At 73.0% G+C, this 15,890-nt stretch carries 12 protein-coding genes and 1 pseudogene; 4 read left to right on the top strand and 9 right to left on the bottom strand.

Annotated elements, in window-relative coordinates; genetic code table 11:
* Positions 1-12: 12 nt before the first annotated feature.
* From HCJ93_RS00725 to HCJ93_RS00705, 5 genes are all read right to left on the bottom strand, one after another.
* Positions 13-2,067, bottom strand: a complete 2,055-nt coding sequence (locus tag HCJ93_RS00725) for an endo-beta-N-acetylglucosaminidase (RefSeq protein ID WP_167990081.1) — start codon at positions 2,065-2,067, stop codon at positions 13-15.
* A complete protein-coding gene (locus HCJ93_RS00720; protein WP_240967381.1) occupies positions 2,064-3,386 on the bottom strand; it encodes a glycoside hydrolase 5 family protein in 1,323 nt (440 codons plus the stop codon). Before HCJ93_RS00720 ends, HCJ93_RS00725 begins: the two co-directional genes overlap by 4 nt.
* Before the next feature lie 145 nt (positions 3,387-3,531).
* Positions 3,532-4,452, bottom strand: a complete 921-nt coding sequence (locus HCJ93_RS00715) for a carbohydrate ABC transporter permease (protein ID WP_167990079.1) — start codon at positions 4,450-4,452, stop codon at positions 3,532-3,534.
* Positions 4,449-5,342, bottom strand: a complete 894-nt coding sequence (locus HCJ93_RS00710; protein WP_167990077.1) for a carbohydrate ABC transporter permease — start codon at positions 5,340-5,342, stop codon at positions 4,449-4,451. Before HCJ93_RS00710 ends, HCJ93_RS00715 begins: the two co-directional genes overlap by 4 nt.
* Before the next feature lie 6 nt (positions 5,343-5,348).
* Complete coding sequence (locus HCJ93_RS00705; protein WP_167990075.1) at positions 5,349-6,641, bottom strand: ABC transporter substrate-binding protein; 1,293 nt, start codon at positions 6,639-6,641, stop codon at positions 5,349-5,351.
* Positions 6,642-6,871: 230 nt separating this feature from the next.
* Here HCJ93_RS00705 and HCJ93_RS00700 point away from each other — a divergent pair, with 230 nt between their 5' ends.
* From HCJ93_RS00700 to HCJ93_RS00685, 4 genes and pseudogenes are all read left to right on the top strand, one after another.
* A complete protein-coding gene (locus HCJ93_RS00700) occupies positions 6,872-7,918 on the top strand; it encodes a LacI family DNA-binding transcriptional regulator (RefSeq protein WP_167990073.1) in 1,047 nt (348 codons plus the stop codon).
* Between the two features lie 722 nt (positions 7,919-8,640).
* A pseudogene (locus tag HCJ93_RS00695) lies at positions 8,641-9,099 on the top strand (Tn3 family transposase); the annotation flags it as partial.
* Positions 9,100-9,298: 199 nt separating this feature from the next.
* Positions 9,299-10,663 (top strand): amidase, encoded by a 1,365-nt coding sequence (locus HCJ93_RS00690; RefSeq protein ID WP_167990071.1) that lies wholly within the window; start codon positions 9,299-9,301, stop codon positions 10,661-10,663.
* 220 nt (positions 10,664-10,883) lie between these two features.
* Positions 10,884-11,309 (top strand): VOC family protein, encoded by a 426-nt coding sequence (locus HCJ93_RS00685; RefSeq protein WP_167990069.1) that lies wholly within the window; start codon positions 10,884-10,886, stop codon positions 11,307-11,309.
* Between the two features lie 63 nt (positions 11,310-11,372).
* Here the strand turns inward: HCJ93_RS00685 and HCJ93_RS00680 are convergent, their stop codons facing one another.
* The 4 genes from HCJ93_RS00680 to HCJ93_RS00665 form a co-directional block, all read right to left on the bottom strand.
* Entirely contained in the window at positions 11,373-11,852 is a 480-nt protein-coding gene (locus HCJ93_RS00680; protein WP_167990067.1) for a GNAT family N-acetyltransferase, read from the bottom strand.
* A gap of 51 nt (positions 11,853-11,903) precedes the next feature.
* Positions 11,904-12,077, bottom strand: coding sequence for a hypothetical protein (locus HCJ93_RS00675; RefSeq protein ID WP_167990066.1), 174 nt, complete (start codon positions 12,075-12,077; stop codon positions 11,904-11,906).
* Positions 12,078-12,606: 529 nt separating this feature from the next.
* Positions 12,607-14,100: an SDR family NAD(P)-dependent oxidoreductase gene (locus tag HCJ93_RS00670; RefSeq protein WP_167990065.1), complete on the bottom strand. Its 1,494-nt coding sequence runs from the start codon at positions 14,098-14,100 to the stop codon at positions 12,607-12,609.
* Between the two features lie 101 nt (positions 14,101-14,201).
* Positions 14,202-15,653 (bottom strand): wax ester/triacylglycerol synthase family O-acyltransferase, encoded by a 1,452-nt coding sequence (locus HCJ93_RS00665; protein WP_167990064.1) that lies wholly within the window; start codon positions 15,651-15,653, stop codon positions 14,202-14,204.
* Positions 15,654-15,890 lie beyond the last annotated feature (237 nt).

Genomic DNA, 15,890 nt, shown 5'->3' with positions numbered 1-15,890 from the left:
GGGTGCGGGTGGTTACCAGGTGTGGGTCACGGTGACGGGTTCCGACGAGGTGTACAGCTCCCCCACCGCACGCAGTTCGAACCGTGCGGATCGCTCTCCCTGCTCGGGTTCGAGACCTCCGGCGAACCAGGCGTGCTGGCAGGTGCCGCCGAGGAAGCGGCGGGTGCCGTCCGGCAGGACGCGGTGCAGGGTGTAGTGGCGCACCGGGCCGCGGGCCGGCCGGTGCCAGGCGAAGCGCAGGTCACCGCCGCGCGCCGCGGTGATCCGCAAGGCGGTGGGTGCGGCGGGCGCCCCGGGTGCGAGGGCGCGCACGGCGAGCCGCCCGAGCCGCCAGCGCACGGGGCCCCTGGCCGCGGTGAGCCGGACGCCGATCGCGCGCACGGTGCCGGCCCCGCCGGGCAGCGGGACGGCCGTCCTCAGCCAGCCCCCGGTCCCGCTCTCCGGCAGCAACTCGCCCACCGGCACGAACGTGTACGGCCATGGCTCGCCCGGCCCCGCCGGGTCGGCGGTGGCCACGGCCAGCTCCAGGTCCACGCGTCCGGCATCCGTGCGATGTGTGAGCTCGACAACCGTCCCGGCGGTGACCGGCAGCCGGGTCGCGTAGAGGTCCACGGTGACCGGCGCGTCCAGGGCGCCGTCGACGAGGAGGCTGCTGCCGCCGTGCCAGGCGTCGGCGAAGTCGAAGCCGACGGCGGGCGGCCGTCCCCCGGTGCGCACCACCCATCTCCGCGACGGCAGCAGGTCCTGCAGTCCGAGGTGGTTCCAGGGATCCGGCGAGGTCACGGCGCCCCGCTCGTACCAGCGCAGCCCGTGGCCGGTGTTGAAGACGGTCGCGAACGGCACCGAGGTGACGGTGGACCGGTCGGCGACCGAGACGGCGGGCGCCCGCCAGGGGGCGGCGGGGTCCGGCCGGGAGGGGTCGCCCGAGGCGCCGGTCCAGAACCGGTCGTCGGCGGCGTGGAAGTCCGCCGGGGTGCGCCGGTCCTGGGGCAGGTGGTTGCGGGTCCACTCCGGGCGGTAGAAGCCGATGGAGGTGGTGTGCGGCCGGCCCGCCGGGACGATCGCGTCCCAGTCGGGGCGGGTGTTCCAGCCGTTCGCCTCGACGTCCACGCCCGCCCACAGCTCGTAGCGGCTGCGGCCGAGCCGCTCGGCCTCCTCGCCGGAGGAGGCGAGCCGTGCCGGGGTCCAGCGGAAGTCGAGGAACATGGCGTCGGCGGTCTGGTAGAAGGCGCGGTTGCGTTCGTCGAGCGCGCCCTGCCAGCTGACGGTGCCGTCGATGGTCATCGCGTCGTACCAGGTCACCCGCTTGCCCTTGGCGGTCGCGCGCTGCCTCAGCTCGCGCAGGAAGGAGAGCATGGCGGCGCCCAGGGCCGCGTCCCCGCCGCCGGTCTCGGCGTTGACGAACCAGCCGTCGAAGCCGTACGCCTCCGCGACGGCCACCAGCCGCTCGGCGAGCGGATGCCGGCCTGCGGCGTCCCGCTGCACCAGGTCCCGCGTCCACTGCAGCTGCCCGCCGTAGGCGGCCGGGGGCAGGAAGACGGTGCCGAGTACGGGGACGCCGTGCCGGTGGGCGGCGTCCACGATCGGGGCGTTGGGGGCGAGGATCAGGCCCTCGCCTGAGGAGCCGCCCCAGAAGACCAGCTCGTCGATGTACGCCCAGTGGGTGAGCGCGTAGTAGTCGGCGGTGGGCGAGCCCTGGGAGGGGTTGGCGGAGGTCGGGGCGAAGGAGACCAGGGACTGGATGCGGGCCTGCCCGGCGCGGGCCGTGGCGTTGGCGGGTGCCGGGGTGAAGCGGCGGGCGAGCGGCACGGTGGCCGCGTTGAAGGCGAGGTCGGGGTCCTGGTCGGCGCGCCAGGACCTCAGGCTGCGCCAGGTGACGCCCTCCTCGGGGGTGCCGCTCGGCAGTGAGTCGGGGAACCAGTAGGCGGCGTACGGCTGGAGCGGCGGGGCGGTCCTTGCCGGATTCCGCTCCGGACGGTCCCGGTCCGGGGCCGCGGCGGCGGGCGGGGCCGCGGTCAGGGCGGCCGTGGTGGCGGCGAGCAGGACGGTGCGCCGGGTGGGGGTCATGTGGGGGTTCCTCCGTCCGGTCCTGGCGGGTGAGGGAGTGTCTGCGGGTGTGGCAGTCCCCGCGGATGCGGGTGTGCCTGCGGGTGCGGGAGCACCTGGTCGGGGGTGAGCACGGTGGTGATGGAGCGCGCGGCGAGGTGGTCGCTGTCACCGGCGCGGGTGTCGAGGACGGTGGTGGGGCGGACGCCGTCGGCGACCAGCCGGAAGAAGGCGTCGAAGACGGGGCCGCCGGGCGCGCAGCGGGAGCGGGCTGCCGGGTCGGCGGGGACGACGAGCGCCGTGGTGCGGGGCGCGGGTGCGGTGTGCCGGTGCTCCCTGGCGGCGTCGGAGAGCACCCGCGCCAGGTCCTTGGGCTTGCGGTCGTTGGTCAGCAGGCCGAGGCCGTACTCGAGCTCCGGGAAGTCGGCGAGGTCGCGGGAGACGTCGTGGGAGCACCACCAGGTGATGCCCCACAGGTCGGGGCAGTCCAGGGCGTTGGCGACGGTGGCCTCGGTGAACCCGGCGGCGTCCTCGGGCGGCACCAGGGGGGCGGGGGCGCCGACCTCCTGGAGCCAGACCGGGCGGTGCGGCTCGGCCGCCCAGGCCTTGCTCAGCTCGACGAGGTAGGCGGCGTGGTGCTCGGCGGGGACGGAGGCGCGGCCGTGCCGCTGGGCGGTGCCGTTGAACACCCAGGAGTGCACGGCGGTCAGGGCCCCCCGGCGGGCGGCCTGGGCGGGGGTGAAGGGCTGGTCGTCCTGATACCAGGTGGCGTCGTACTCGGCGTGCAGGTGCAGCCGGCCGGGGGCGCCCTCCTCGCAGGCGGCGAGCATGCGCTCCAGCCAGGCGTCGGTCTGCTCGGGTGTCGCCCGGTCCGGGTCGGGGTGGGGGTTCGCGGAGAACTGGTTGACCTCGTTGCCGAGGGTCATGCCGAGGAAGTTGGGCCGGTCGGCGAGGGCGGCGGAGAGGGTGCGCAGATAGGCGGCCTGGCCGTCGATGACGTCCGGGTCGGTGAAGAGGTTGCGGCGGTGCCAGGTACGGGTCCAGGCGGGCAGGAAGTCGAAACTGCTCAGATGCCCCTGGAGTCCGTCCACGTTGACGTCGAGGCCGCGCTCGCCCGCGGCGTCCACCAGGTCGAGGAGCTGCTCGACGGCCCGGGGCCGGATCAGGGTGCGGTTGGGCTGGAAGTACGGCCAGAGCGGGAAGACGCGGATGTGGTCCAGGCCGAGCGCGGCGATGGAGTCGAGATCGGCGCGCACGGAGTCCGGGTCGTAGTCGAGCCAGTGGTGGAACCACCCCTCGCTCGGGGTGTAGTTGACGCCGAAGCGCACGGCAGGAGGCATGCGGATTCCTTCAAGGTCCTGGGGAGGTCCCGGTCCGGGCCGGCAGGGGGTCCGGGGGTCTCCGGGAGGGGCCGGTGGCTTGCGTGGTGTCCGGACGTGGCCGGTGGTCTCCGGGTCCGGAAGTGGCCGGTGGTTCCGTGGTGGTTCAGCCCTTGACCGCTCCCTCGCCGACCCCGCGGAAGAAGTACCGCTGGAGGCAGGCGAAGAGGAGGATCAGCGGGGCGACGGCGATGATCGTGCCCGCGGCGACCAGGCGTTCGTCGTTGGCGAAGGTGCCGTGCAGATAGTTGAGGCCGATGGTGAGGGTGAACTTCGACGGGTCGCTGAGCACGATCAGCGGCCACAGGAAGTCGTCCCAGGCACCCATGAAGGCGAAGATGGCGACGACGGCGAGGGTTCCCTTGACCGACGGCAGCGCGATGCGCAGGAAGCGCTGCCAGACGTTGGCGCCGTCGACGAAGGCGGCCTCCTCGATCTCGTAGGGCAGGCCGAGGAAGGCGTTGCGCATCAGCAGGACGTTGAGGGCGCTGACGCAGCCGGGCAGGACCACGCCGATCAGGGTGTTGTTGAGGCCGAGCTCCCGCATGGTGGTGAACTGGGCGATGACGATGCCCTCCACCGGCACCAGCATCGCCAGGATGAACGCCAGCGTGGCGACGCGCCGGCCCCGGTAGCGCAGCCGGGCGAGCGCGTATCCGGCGAGTGCGGCACCGACGCAGTTGGTGACCACGTTGGCGGCGGCCACCTTCAGGGAGTTGAGGGCGTAGTCCCAGACGGGAATGGTGTCGGCGACCCGCTCGTAGTTGTGCAGGGTGGGGTCGCCCGGCAGGAACCGCGGCGGGGAGCTGTAGATGTCCTCGGTGGGTCCCTTGAGGGAGGTGGACAGCTGCCACAGGAAGGGGCCGATGGTCAGGGCGAGCACGGCGAGCAGCAGGACGTAGCGCAGGGCGAGTTCCCAGACGCGGATGCGCCGTCCGTGCTCGTCGGCGATCCGCGGGCGGCGGGGCGTCTCGGGCCGCTTCGCCGGGGCGGGCCGGGCGGCCGGTGCCTTCTCGATGACGCTCATGACTCCTCCCGGCGGTCGGCGCGCAGCACGAGCAGCATCAGGGCGACCGTGACGACGAAGACGACGACGGAGATCGCGGAGGCGTAGCCGACCCGTCCGGTCAGGCCGGTGCCGGTGCGCTGCACCAGCATCACCAGGGTGGTGTCCTCGCCCGCGGGGCCGCCGCTGGGTCCGGCGAGCAGATACACCTCGGAGAACACCTTGAACGCGGCGACCGAGGAGAGCGCACCGACCAGCACCATCGTGGAGCGCACCGCGGGCACGGTGACGCTGAGGAAGCGGCGGACGGGTCCCGCACCGTCCACGGCGGCGGCCTCGTGGAGTTCGCGCGGGACGTTCCCGAGCGCCGCCAGATAGATGATCATGTAGTAGCCGAGGCCCTTCCACACCGTCACGGCCATGGCGCTGAGCAGCAGCAGCCACTGGTCACTGAGGAAGCCGATCCGTCCGGCGCCGACGGTCTCGAGGACCGCGTTGACCAGCCCCCGCTCGTCGAGCAGCCACACCCAGATCAGCCCGACCACGACGATCGAGGCGACGACCGGGGTGTAGAAGGCGGACCGGAAGAAGGTGATGCCGGGGATGTTCTTCTGCACGAGCAGCGCGAGCAGCAGCGGCAGCACGATCAGCGCGGGCACCACGCCGAGCACGTACAGGGTGCTGTTGCGCAGCCCGGTCCAGAACATCTCGTCGTGCAGCAGCTCGCGGAAGTTGGCCAGGCCCACGAACTCGCCCGGGACCAGGGTGCGCCGGTCGGTGAAGGCGTTGACCAGGGTGGAGACGAACGGGTACAGCACGAAGGCGCCGGTGATCAGCAGCCCGGGAGCGGCGAACAGCCAGGGGCTGCTCGGCAGCTGGCGCCGCACCCGGGGGACGGCGGTGGTGGCCATGGCGCGCTACCCCTGCTGGGCGAGGAGCCGGTTGCAGGCGCTGACAGCGTTGTCCAGGGCCTTCTTCGGGCTCTGCTTGCCCTGCAGCGCCTTGGCGACCTCGTTGCGCAGCGCGGTCTTCATCTGCTCGCTGAACAGCACGGGCGTGTAGTTGACGGCCGTCTTCAGCGACTTGGCGGCGGCCACCCGCACCCGGGTCTCGTCGGTGCCGTCCTCCTCGGTGAAGTACGGGTCGTCCAGCGAGCCCGCGGTGGACGGGAAGATGGCGACCTTCTTGGCGAACGACATCTGCCGGGTGGCGTCGGTGACGAAGTGCGCGAAGGCGACGGCGGCCGGGGTGCGCTCGGTCCGCGCGTTGACCATCACGCCCATCACATACATGTTGACGTGGCCGGTGCTGGTGATCTGGTCGGTGATGCCGACGTTCTTGTAGAGGCTGGGTGCCTGCTTCTTGAAGTTGGCCAGGTCGAGCGCGCTTCCGGGGTTCATGGCGACGGCGCCGGTGAGGAACTTCTTGCCCGAGGACTCCGGGGTGGCGGTGAGCGCCTGCGCGTCCAGGGCCCTGGCGTCGTACAGTTCCTTGTACCTGGTGAGGAGTTCGGTGCCCTTGGCGTCGTTGAAGGTGAAGGCGGTGCCCTCCTTGTTCATCAGCTGCACGCCGTAGCGGCCGAAGTCCTCGATGGTGGGCACATTGGCCAGGGTGGCGACCTTGCCGCCGGACTTCCGGGCCATCTGCAGGGCCTGGTCGAAGAGTTCGCCGTAGGTGGTCGGCGGCTTCTCCGGGTCGAGCCCCGCCTTCTTGAACAGGGCCTTGTTGTAGAAGAGCGGGCCGGTGTTGAGGTACCAGGGGAAGGCGTACGTGCCCTCCATGCCCGGGATCCGGTGGCTGGCCCAGGCGCCTGGCAGGTACTCCTTGCGGTACTTCCCGGCGGCCTTGTCGAGGTCGAGGGCGAGGCCCGCCTTGGCGAGCGGGGCGACCAGGTCGGGTGAGACGTTGACGACGTCGGGCAGGGTGCCGCCGGCCGCGTCGGCGCTGATCTTGTCGGCGTAGCCCTCGGCGGGCTGGTCGACCCACTTCACGCGCGTGCCGGGGTACTTCTTCTCGAAGTCGGCGATCACGCCCTCGAAGTAGTCCTTGAAGTTGGCCCGCAGGTTCCAGGTCTGGAAGGTGATCTCGCCCTCGACCTTGCCGGAGGCGCCGGCCGAGCCGCCGCCTCCGCCTCCGGAGCCGCATGCGGCGAGCGGCATCAGCAGGGCGGCGACGGCGGCTGCGGCGAAGGTTCTGCGCGAAGTGGGCACGGTGACACGTCTCCCTGGGCAGCGGGAACGGTGGGATGCCGCAGACCATGCCGAGGGCATTGCGGGAAAGTCAATGGATTCGCCGCCACTAAAGTTTTCTGCCCAGCATTAGTGCAGGTCACAGGCTGCCCGCGGAGGACATTGACCGTTTCGGCTAATGCGCTTTAGGCTTCCTGCACTCAAGCGCATTAGTGACCATCGCCGGTGCTCGCCCCGGGAAAGGGGAGATCATGCCTGCCAGACGGCCCGCCGCGCGTCGGCCGACGATGAAGGACATCGCCCGGCGGGCCGGGGTCTCCGAGAGCGCGGTGTCCTTCGCGCTCAACGGCAGGCCGGGTGTGTCCGAGGTGACCCGGGACCGGATCCGCCGGGTCGCCGAGCAGCTGGGCTGGCGGCCCAGCACAGCGGCGCGCGCCCTGTCCGGGGAGGGCGCGGCGACGGTCGGTTTCGTGCTGGCGCGGCCCGCGCACACCCTCGGCGTGGACTCGTTCTTCCTGCAGCTGCTCTCGGGCATCCAGGAGGTGCTGGCGGAGCGTCACCTCGGGCTGCTGTTCCAAGTGGTGGAGGACGTCGAGGACGAGTGCGCCGTCTACCGGCGCTGGTGGGCGGAGCACCGGGTGGACGGTGTGCTGGTCGTCGACCCGCGCACCGACGATCCCCGCCCGCAGCTGCTCGACGAACTCGGGCTGCCCGCCGTGGTGATCGGCGGCGCCCCGGACGAACGCCACCCGGGCATGTCGACCGTGTGGGCGGACGACGCGGGCGCCATGGCCTCGGTGGTGGGCGGCCTTCACCAGCTCGGGCACCGCCGGATCGTGCACATCGCGGGCATGTCCGGGCTCGCCCACACCGAGCGGCGGATCCGCACCCTGCGCGCCGAGGCGGACCGGCGCGGACTGACCGAGGTGCTGTCGGTGACCACCGACTACTCGGACGCGGCGGCCGTCGCCGTCACCCGCCGCGTCCTCGGCGCCGCCGCTCCCCCGACCGCCCTGATCTACGACAACGACGTGATGGCCGTCGCCGGCGTCGCCACCGCAGCGGAACTCGGCTTCTCGGTGCCCGAGGACGTGTCGGTGGTCTCCTGGGAGGACTCGGCGCTGTGCCGCCTGGTCAAGCCCTGGCTGTCCGCGCTGTCCCGGGACAGCGCGGAGTTCGGCCGCACCGCGGCCCGGGAGCTGACCGTCCTGCTGGACGGCGGCTCCGACCGCACCGTGCGGGTCCCGGTCCCCCGTCTGATCGAACGGGACAGCACCGGACCGGCCCGCGATTCCTGAGCTCGCGCACCAACTGCCCGACGGCCGCTCCGGCGGGACAGTGGGCACCATGCGGACCCGGGGTCCGGTCTGCGCCGGCGCCGCGCTGCTGCTGGCCCCGACGGCCGGCTGCACCGGCGGCACGGAGGAGGCCGTCCCCGAACGCACCACGGCGGCCGCCACCCCCGCCGCGCCGGCCACGCGCTCCTCCCCCGCCCCCCTCACCGGCCGACCCGGTGTCGCTGCCCGCCCTGACGGCGCGCGAGCACACCGGGTCCGCCTGCGCCTGGGCCGGGTCCTGGCGCGTACCTCGGCCCGCACCCGGTACGCGGTGACCTACGAGGCGAACGGGCTGACCATCTCCGGCGTGATGATGCTTGTCGAAGACCTTCTTGCCGGCCGGGGGGAGGCCGTGCCCGTGACGGGCACTCCTGCCGACGTCCAGGCCGAGGAAGACGCCCACGTCGTCGATGTCGTCCAAGCCGTCCTCCCGAACGGGGTTCGTGCGGTGCCGGCCAGGGCGTTGGCGTCGTATGCGCGCATCCACGTCATGCAGACCTGCCGCCCGCAAGCGGCCGGGCAGTGCGCCAGCCAGGCGGTGGCCGGACCTCTCATCAGCGTCTCCAACGGCGCCTCCCCGGGCCCGGTGACACCGCCCCCCGGGTCATCCGTTCGACAGGGGGGACCAGTCATGCCGGGCCCGGAGGCCGGCGGCCCTCTTGCAGGACCACGGAGAACACAACGGGGGTGCGGCCCGGCTGAAGGACCTGCACACGACAGTCGCCGCGCTGCTGGTGGCGCACGGCTGCAATACCGGCTGCACCCCGGTCATCGGGGCCGCGGACGCGCTGAGGTACGGGCGCCCGTCCCCTGTCGACCAGGCGCATCTGCGGCTGGCGACGTACCGGGCCGCGAACGCCATCTTGATCGACTGCCCGGTGTCCGTCCCGCTCGCGCGGGCGTGGGGCGGCGGGCTGGTCGCCTCCGTGGGCGGCATGTGGTTCGTCCCCGTGCGCCGGTGCACGCGTGGCCGAACCCGAAGTACTCCGGGCGCCTGGGCGGGGCGACCTGGCTGACCATGATCAATGATCGGGCGGCGGGGCCGGGCGGGAAGGGCGGTGGCCGACATCCCGCGCGACTCGCTGTACGTGCTGGACGTCCTCTACGACCGCGACGGCGGCAAGTGCCCGGAGAGGATCGTGTACTTCGAGCGGCACTTGACCTGACCGCAGCCCGCCACGGTCCGGACCGGGTCTCGACGCGAGGGCATGGTCCGGGGCAGAGTTCTCCCTGCGTACTCACCAGTACGTCCGGTTGACCCGCTGCACGGGTGCGCCCGGTTCGCCCTGTGCAGCACCCAGCCCTGCTCGCCCTGCTCAATCGCCCTCCGAGGAGCCTACGTTGACCAGTTGGGCCGGCCGCACCGCCGTCGAGATCGCCACCGCCGTACGGGAGAAGCGGGTCGCCCCGCGCGAGGTGGTCGCCGAGCACCTCGCGCGGATCGACCGGCTGGACGGGCGCATCGGGGCGTTCCGCACGGTCCGGGCCGAGGCGGCGCTCGCCGAGGCGGACGAGGTGGCCGCCCGCGGCGACCTGACCGAACTGCCCCTGGCCGGCGTGCCGGTGGCGGTCAAGGACAACCTCGCCGTGCGCGGCGAGAGCGTCCGCAACGGCTCGGCCGCGACCCCGGACACGCCCGCCGAGCGCGACCACGAGACCGTGGCCCGGCTGCGGGCGGCGGGCGCCGTGGTGGTGGGTCTGACCAATGTGCCGGAGCTGTGTGTCTTCGGCACCACGGAGGGCGTGCACGGCACCGCCCGCAATCCGTGGGACCCCGGACGCAGCGCGGGCGGGTCCTCGGGCGGCAGCGCGGCCGCGGTGGCCGCGGGGATGGTGCCGCTCGCCCTCGGCAACGACGGCATGGGCTCGCTGCGGATACCGGCCGCCAACTGCGGTCTGGTGACCGTCAAACCGGGGCAGGGCGTGATACCTGCCGGGATCAGCGAGGGCGACTGGTTCGGCATGTCGGAGAACGGGCCGCTGGCCACCACGGTCGAGGACGCCCGGCTGATGTTCACGGTCCTGGCCGGACAGGAGCCGGCCCGGCCTGAGGAGCCCGCCGCCCGGCGGATAGCGGTGTCGCTGCGCAGCCCGCTGGCCGGGGTCGCAGTCTCCAGGCCGTACGCGGCGGCGGCGCGGGAGGCGGCGGAGGTGCTGATGAAGGCGGGCCACCAGGTACGGCGCGCCGACCCGCCCTACCCGGCGTCCCTGGGCGTGACCGCGCTGGCCCACTGGACGGCCGGGGCGGCCGTGGACGCGCGGGGGCTGGACCGCCGTTTTCTCACCCGCCGCACCCGGGTGCACGCCGCGATAGGGCGCCGCTGCGAGCGCAGGGTGGCCGGCGGTGCCGCGCGGGAGCGGCTGCGCGGCCGGCTGGAGCCGTTCTTCGGCGAGTACGACGTGCTGCTGACCCCCGCTCTCGCCCGACGCTCCCCGCGGGCCGCGCCCTGGCACCGTCGGGGCTGGCTGCGCAATGTGCTGGCCAACTCGGCCTACTCGCCGCTGACTCCGCCGTGGAACCTGACCGGCTGGCCCGCGATGGCCGTCCCCTTCGGCACGCTGCCCTCCGGTGCGCCCTGCTCCGTGCAGCTGGTGGGCCGCCCGGGCTCGGAGGGCGAGCTGCTGGACCTGGCGCAGCAGCTCCAGGACCGCCGTCCGTGGCCGCGCATCGCGCCGCTGACGGGTGCGGAAGCCGCCGCCCCGTGACGGAGCACGGTGTTGCCGTGATCGTCGGGGCGGGACTAGGGTCGGGACCGTGACTGCCGGGTCGGCCCTGACGGGCCTCGCACGGAAAGCGGTCCCGGCCTCGACGTGAGCCCGAGGCGGGGACGCGCCCCGCCCTTCCCTCTCCGCGTTCATCGCCCTTTCCGCCGCCGCGCCACGCCGCGGGCGGCGCCCGACGATCACACCGGAGAAGGATTCAGCCATGTCACAGGCACAGCACCCGTCCCCGCCCGGCCTCCCCACCACCGTGGCCCACTTGAACCACACCGTCGTCTACGCGCGGGACCGTCGGCGGTCCGCCGAGTTCCTCGCCTCGATCCTGGGCCTTCGGGTGGGTGCCCCGTTCGGGCCCTTTCTCCCCGTCGACCTGGGCAACGGCGTGACCCTGGACTACTACGAGAAGCGCGACGAGCCGGTCCAGGCGCAGCACTACGCATTCCTGGTGCCCGAGGAGCAGTTCGACACGATGATCTCCAGGCTCGAGGCGGCCGGGGTCACCTACTACGCGGACCCCGCGCACACCGAGCCCGGCCGGGTCAACGACCTCTTCGGCGGCCGGGGCGCCTACTTCGACGACCCGGACGGCCACAACATGGAGATCATGACCCGCCCCTACGTGCGCCCCTGACCCGGGACGGCCCGGGACCGCGCACGTACCCGGCGCCGGCCCGCACGGGCCTCACCCGGTGCTTCACAGGCGCCGGTACATGATGTGCAGCCCGACCAGCCCGTGCCGGGGGTGCTCGAACGCCTCGGGGACCGTGCCGACGATGTCGAAGCCGAGGGAGGTCCACAGCTTCACGGCGGGGTTGGTCTCCACGACGGCGTTGAACACCATGCCCCGGTAGCCGGCCGCGGCGGCCTCGGCGAGCAGATGCTCGGCAAGGGCGCGGCCGTAGCCGCGGCCCGACCGGTCGGGGTCGACCATGAAGCCGGCGTTGGCGATGCGGGCGGCGGGGCCGCCGTAGTTGGGGGTGAGATAGGCGGAAGCGACGATCTCCCCGTCGTCCTCGACGACGTAGACCCGTTTCGGCGGGCTCATCCACAGGGCCCGGGCGGCCTCCTCGGAGGTGCCCGGGTCCCAGGTGTAGGTCTCGCCGGCGGCGACGATGCGGTGCCAGAACGGCCAGATGCGCGGCCAGTCGCCGGGGGTGGCTTCCCTGATCAGCATGGTCGTGAGTCTGGCACGCGCGGGCGCCGGGAGCTCGGAAGGGGTGAGGGATCAGTCGACGCTGGGGAGGATGTGGGGCTCGGCGAGGTCGTCCTCGTAGCCCGCGAGCCGGATGGGGGCCGAGCGGGCCCACACGTCCAGGCTGCCGATCTCCCCGGGCCTGCGGCCGGCGCGCTCGGGGCGTTCCTTGGGGCGCTGCTCGCGATTCTTCTTCTCCGGTGTCACCGCGCACTCCTTATGTGTCGGTCACCCTCGGGACGTCACGCCGGTCCTGCTGCGCCACCGTCCGCGGGGGCTGTATGTCGATAGCCGTTCGGACGCGGTGGCGCCGGCAACTCGAAGGAGAGCAGGCCGTTGTGAACCGGCTGTCCCATGACGGACCGTGGGTGTGGGTCGAACCCTGCGTGCTGTCCGTCGCCGTTCAGATTAACCAAATGAGCGGACCCCCGCTCGATGGGGCTGCAAACCCTGGGTAACAATCATGCTTCGGATCGCATTCGAAGCACCAATATATGCACATATAGCCTGATGAATGCGCCTCAGCGTCATCACTCGATCGGAGGACACGGGGGTCGGCGCGTGCGAGCGGGCGGCCTGGCCCGGGGCGTCCACGTGACCCGGGACGGCGAGGGGCGTCCGCCGGGGACCGGTGTCGGCAGTGGAGCGGCACAGCCGGACAACGGCGTCAGCCGGGGGGCGGCCTCAGCCGGGAACCGGCGTCAGGCGGCGCGCGGCGTCGGCCGGCTGCGCGGTGTCACCACTTGCCCGGCTTGTAGTCCTTGAGGAAGACGCCGTACAGGTCCTCGCCCGCCTCGCCGCGCACGATCGGGTCGTAGACGCGGGCGGCGCCGTCGACCAGGTCGAGCGGGGCGTGAAAGCCGGCCTCGGCCAGGCGCAGCTTGTCGAAGTGCGGCCGCTCGTCGGTGATCCAGCCGGTGTCGACCGAGGTCATCAGGATGCGGTCGGTCTCGAACATCTCCTGGGCGCTGGTCCGCGTCACCATGTTCATGGCGGCCTTGGCCGCATTGGTGTTCGGATGGCCGGCGCCCTTGTACCCGCGGGAGAACACGCCCTCCATCGCCGAGACGTTGACGACGTAGGCGCGGTTGGAGGGGGCCTTTCGCGCGGCGGCGGCCAGCGCCGGGCGCAGCTTGCTGATCAGGATGAACGGCGCCGTGTAGTTGCACAGCTGGGTCTCCAGCAGCTCCACCGGGGAGATCTGCTCGATGGTCTGCACCCAGGTGTTGGTGTCCACCACGTCGGGCACCAGACCGCCCGCGTCGATCGCGGTGCCCTCCTGGTGCTTGGCCAGGCTGGCGTTGCCCGCGACCAGGGCGAGGTCGGCCACCTGCTGGGCGTCGAGGCCGCTCACTCCCGGGGGCAGGGCGGCAAGGCCGTCCACCGCGCCGGAGTTGAAGGCGCCGATGACGTGGTGGGCGGGCAGCTCACCGGCGGGCAGCGGCGCGCTCTCGCCCTCGACGAGCGCGGCGTAGGCGGAGGGCAGCCGGCGCACGGTCTGGGTGGCGTTGTTGATCAGGATGTCCAGCGGACCCTGGTCGGCGACCCGTTCGGCGAGCGCGACCGCCTGCGCGGGGTCGCGCAGGTCGATGCCGACGACCTCGAGGCGGTGGATCCACTCCGGGGAGTCGTCCATGGCCTTGAAGCGGCGGATGGCGTCCTTGGGGAAGCGGGTGGTGATCGTGGTGTGGGCGCCGTCGCGCAGCAGCCGCAGCGCGATGTACATGCCGATCTTGGCGCGGCCGCCGGTGAGCAGGGCGCGCCGTCCCGCCAGGTCGGTGCGGGCCTCGCGGCGGGCCCGGTTCTCGGCGGCGCAGGCCGGGCAGAGCTGGTGGTAGAAGTAGTCGACCTCGACGTAGCGGGTCTTGCAGACGTAGCAGGAGCGGGGGCGCTGGAGTATGCCCGCGATCCTGCCGGGCTCGACGCGGGAGGACGGCAGCAGGCCCTCGGTCTCGTCGTCGATGCGCTGGGCGGAGCCGGTGGCGGTGGCCTCGGTGACGGCCCGGTCGTGGGCGGTCTTGGCGGCGCGGCGCTCCTGGCGGCGGCGCTGTTTGACCGTGCGGTAGATGTGCGAGGTGGCCCGGCGGACCTTGATCGCGTCCGGATGGTCGATCTCGAGCTTGTCCAGCTCCTCGAGGACGCTGAGGCAGACGGCGAGCCGCTCCGGGTCGATGCCGGGCCCGTACTCCACGTCGTCCGTGGACCCGGAGCCGTCCTGTGTCACCGTCATCGCCGCTGCCGTCCCGCTCTGCCCTGGCGGCGCTCCGTTCGCGCCCGCTTTCGAACGGGGAAGTGTACGGAGCGCCGGGCCGCAGCACCAAACCCGGACGGTCAGGGCGCGCAGGCGGCGATCAGGGTCTCCACCTCCTGGGACACCGCCCGGGCCAGCCGGTCGAGGTCGGGCACGGCGGCGCCGTCGGCGACCAGTCCGTAGTGGACCCGGCCCCGGTAGGTGGAGATCGCCACCGCCAGCGAGTGTCCGGGAGCCAGCGGGGCGAGCGGGAAGACCGCGCCCAGCGGGTTGCCGCCGAGCCGCAGGCCGAAGCCGGGCAGCGGCACGCTGGTGACCAGCACGTCGAACCAGAGCCGGGCCGCCTGCCCCAGGACCGGCCCGCCCAGCCGGTGGCCGAGCGGCGGTACGTGGTCGGCGAGCAGGGCGACCGCGCCGGCGCCCCGCTCGGGTCCGGCGTCCTTGTTGCGGTCCATGGCGGCGCGCACCAGCTTGAGGCGGGCGACCGGGTCGCGCTGGTCGACGGGGAGCCGTATCAGATAGCCGGAGAGCCGGTTGCCCTGCGGGTGCGCGGTGCGCGGGCGGCGCCGGGAGACCGGGATGAGGGCGCGCGGGGCCACGTGCTCGCTGCCGTCGCCGCGTTCGTCGAGCCAGGTGCGCAGGGCGCCGGCGACGACGGCGATCAGCACGTCGTTGACGGTCCCGCCGACGCTCTTGCGGATGCGGTGCACGTCGTCGAGGTCGGCGACCACGCCCGCGGTGCGGCGGGTGCCGCTGGGTTCGCAGGCCAGCGCGGGCGAGGTGCGCACGTCGAGGGTGGAGCGGGCGACGGAGGCGCCGATGTCCAGGGCCCGGCCCACGTCGGACAGGGCGCCGCGGACCAGTTCCGGCACCTTGCGCACGTCCGGCAGCAACCCGGCCGGCTCCTCGGCGGGGCGGGGCCGGGCGGCGGGCAGGTCCATGGGGTCCATCAGCGCGGCGGCGAGGGTGAGCGCGCGCAGCCCGTCGGCCAGGGCGTGGTGGAACTTGAACAGTACGGCGAAGGACACCCCGTCCTCCCCCGGCAGGACGTGCGCCTCCCAGGGCGGCCGGGTGCGGTCCAGCGGGCGTTCCATCAGCCGGCCGGCCGCGGCGTGGAAGTCGGCGGCCGGGGCGTGCAGCCGGATGTGGTCGAGGGGGTCGAAGTCCGGGTCGGTCTCACGGGCGGCACCGCCGAAGGCGAGCGGGCGGCGCAGCGCGGAGGCCAGCGGCCGGCGCAGCGCCCCGGCGAGGGGGCGGCCGAGCGCGGTGGTGAGCGGTTCGCCGAGGGCGTTCCAGGTGCGGCGCAGGGCGGGCAGCGACTCGCGCAGCGGCAGCGGCTGCCACACGTCGCGGATGCGCATGCGCAGTCCGGGGACGGCGGCGGCGCGGGAGGCGAGCAGATCGGCGGCGTGGGCGCCGGCGGCCGGCGAGTGGGCGGAGAAGACACCGAGGGCGGCCAGATGCATCGGATGGTCGGCGGACTCGATGTTCCAGAACGCCAGGTCGAGTGGAGCCAGCAGATCTGCGTTCACATTGCCTCACATCGACGTCGGGTTGGATCAGCAGTCAATCGCCCCCGGCCGATTACGGTCAAGTACGATCTCGCTACGCATAGTTAACAGCACATTACGTCGTCGCCCCTTCCGCGGGCGAGGCGGAAGGGGCGGGACGTGTGAGCCGGATGTGGTCACCGGGGCGCGGCCGGGCAGCGTTCGGGGTGACCGACGCCACCCGGACGGGCGGCAGCCGCCGGGGCGGCACGCGCCATG

Origin of the sequence: Streptomyces composti, assembly GCF_012034205.1 — a bacterium.
Taxonomy (GTDB): Bacteria; Actinomycetota; Actinomycetes; order Streptomycetales; family Streptomycetaceae; genus Streptomyces; species Streptomyces composti.
Note: the sequence above shows the minus strand (reverse complement) of the source record. Positions and strands in the feature narration are given on the sequence as shown.

What these genes read in the sequence shown, in the direction of transcription:
- HCJ93_RS00725 (WP_167990081.1), bottom strand. Translation starts at nt 2,067, where the DNA reads ATGACCCCCACCCGGCGCACCGTCCTGCTCGCCGCCACCACGGCCGCC.
- HCJ93_RS00720 (WP_240967381.1), bottom strand. Translation starts at nt 3,386, where the DNA reads ATGCCTCCTGCCGTGCGCTTCGGCGTCAACTACACCCCGAGCGAGGGG.
- HCJ93_RS00715 (WP_167990079.1), bottom strand. Translation starts at nt 4,452, where the DNA reads ATGAGCGTCATCGAGAAGGCACCGGCCGCCCGGCCCGCCCCGGCGAAG.
- HCJ93_RS00710 (WP_167990077.1), bottom strand. Translation starts at nt 5,342, where the DNA reads ATGGCCACCACCGCCGTCCCCCGGGTGCGGCGCCAGCTGCCGAGCAGC.
- HCJ93_RS00700 (WP_167990073.1), top strand. Translation starts at nt 6,872, where the DNA reads ATGCCTGCCAGACGGCCCGCCGCGCGTCGGCCGACGATGAAGGACATC.
- HCJ93_RS00685 (WP_167990069.1), top strand. Translation starts at nt 10,884, where the DNA reads ATGTCACAGGCACAGCACCCGTCCCCGCCCGGCCTCCCCACCACCGTG.
- HCJ93_RS00680 (WP_167990067.1), bottom strand. Translation starts at nt 11,852, where the DNA reads ATGCTGATCAGGGAAGCCACCCCCGGCGACTGGCCGCGCATCTGGCCG.
- HCJ93_RS00670 (WP_167990065.1), bottom strand. Translation starts at nt 14,100, where the DNA reads ATGACGGTGACACAGGACGGCTCCGGGTCCACGGACGACGTGGAGTAC.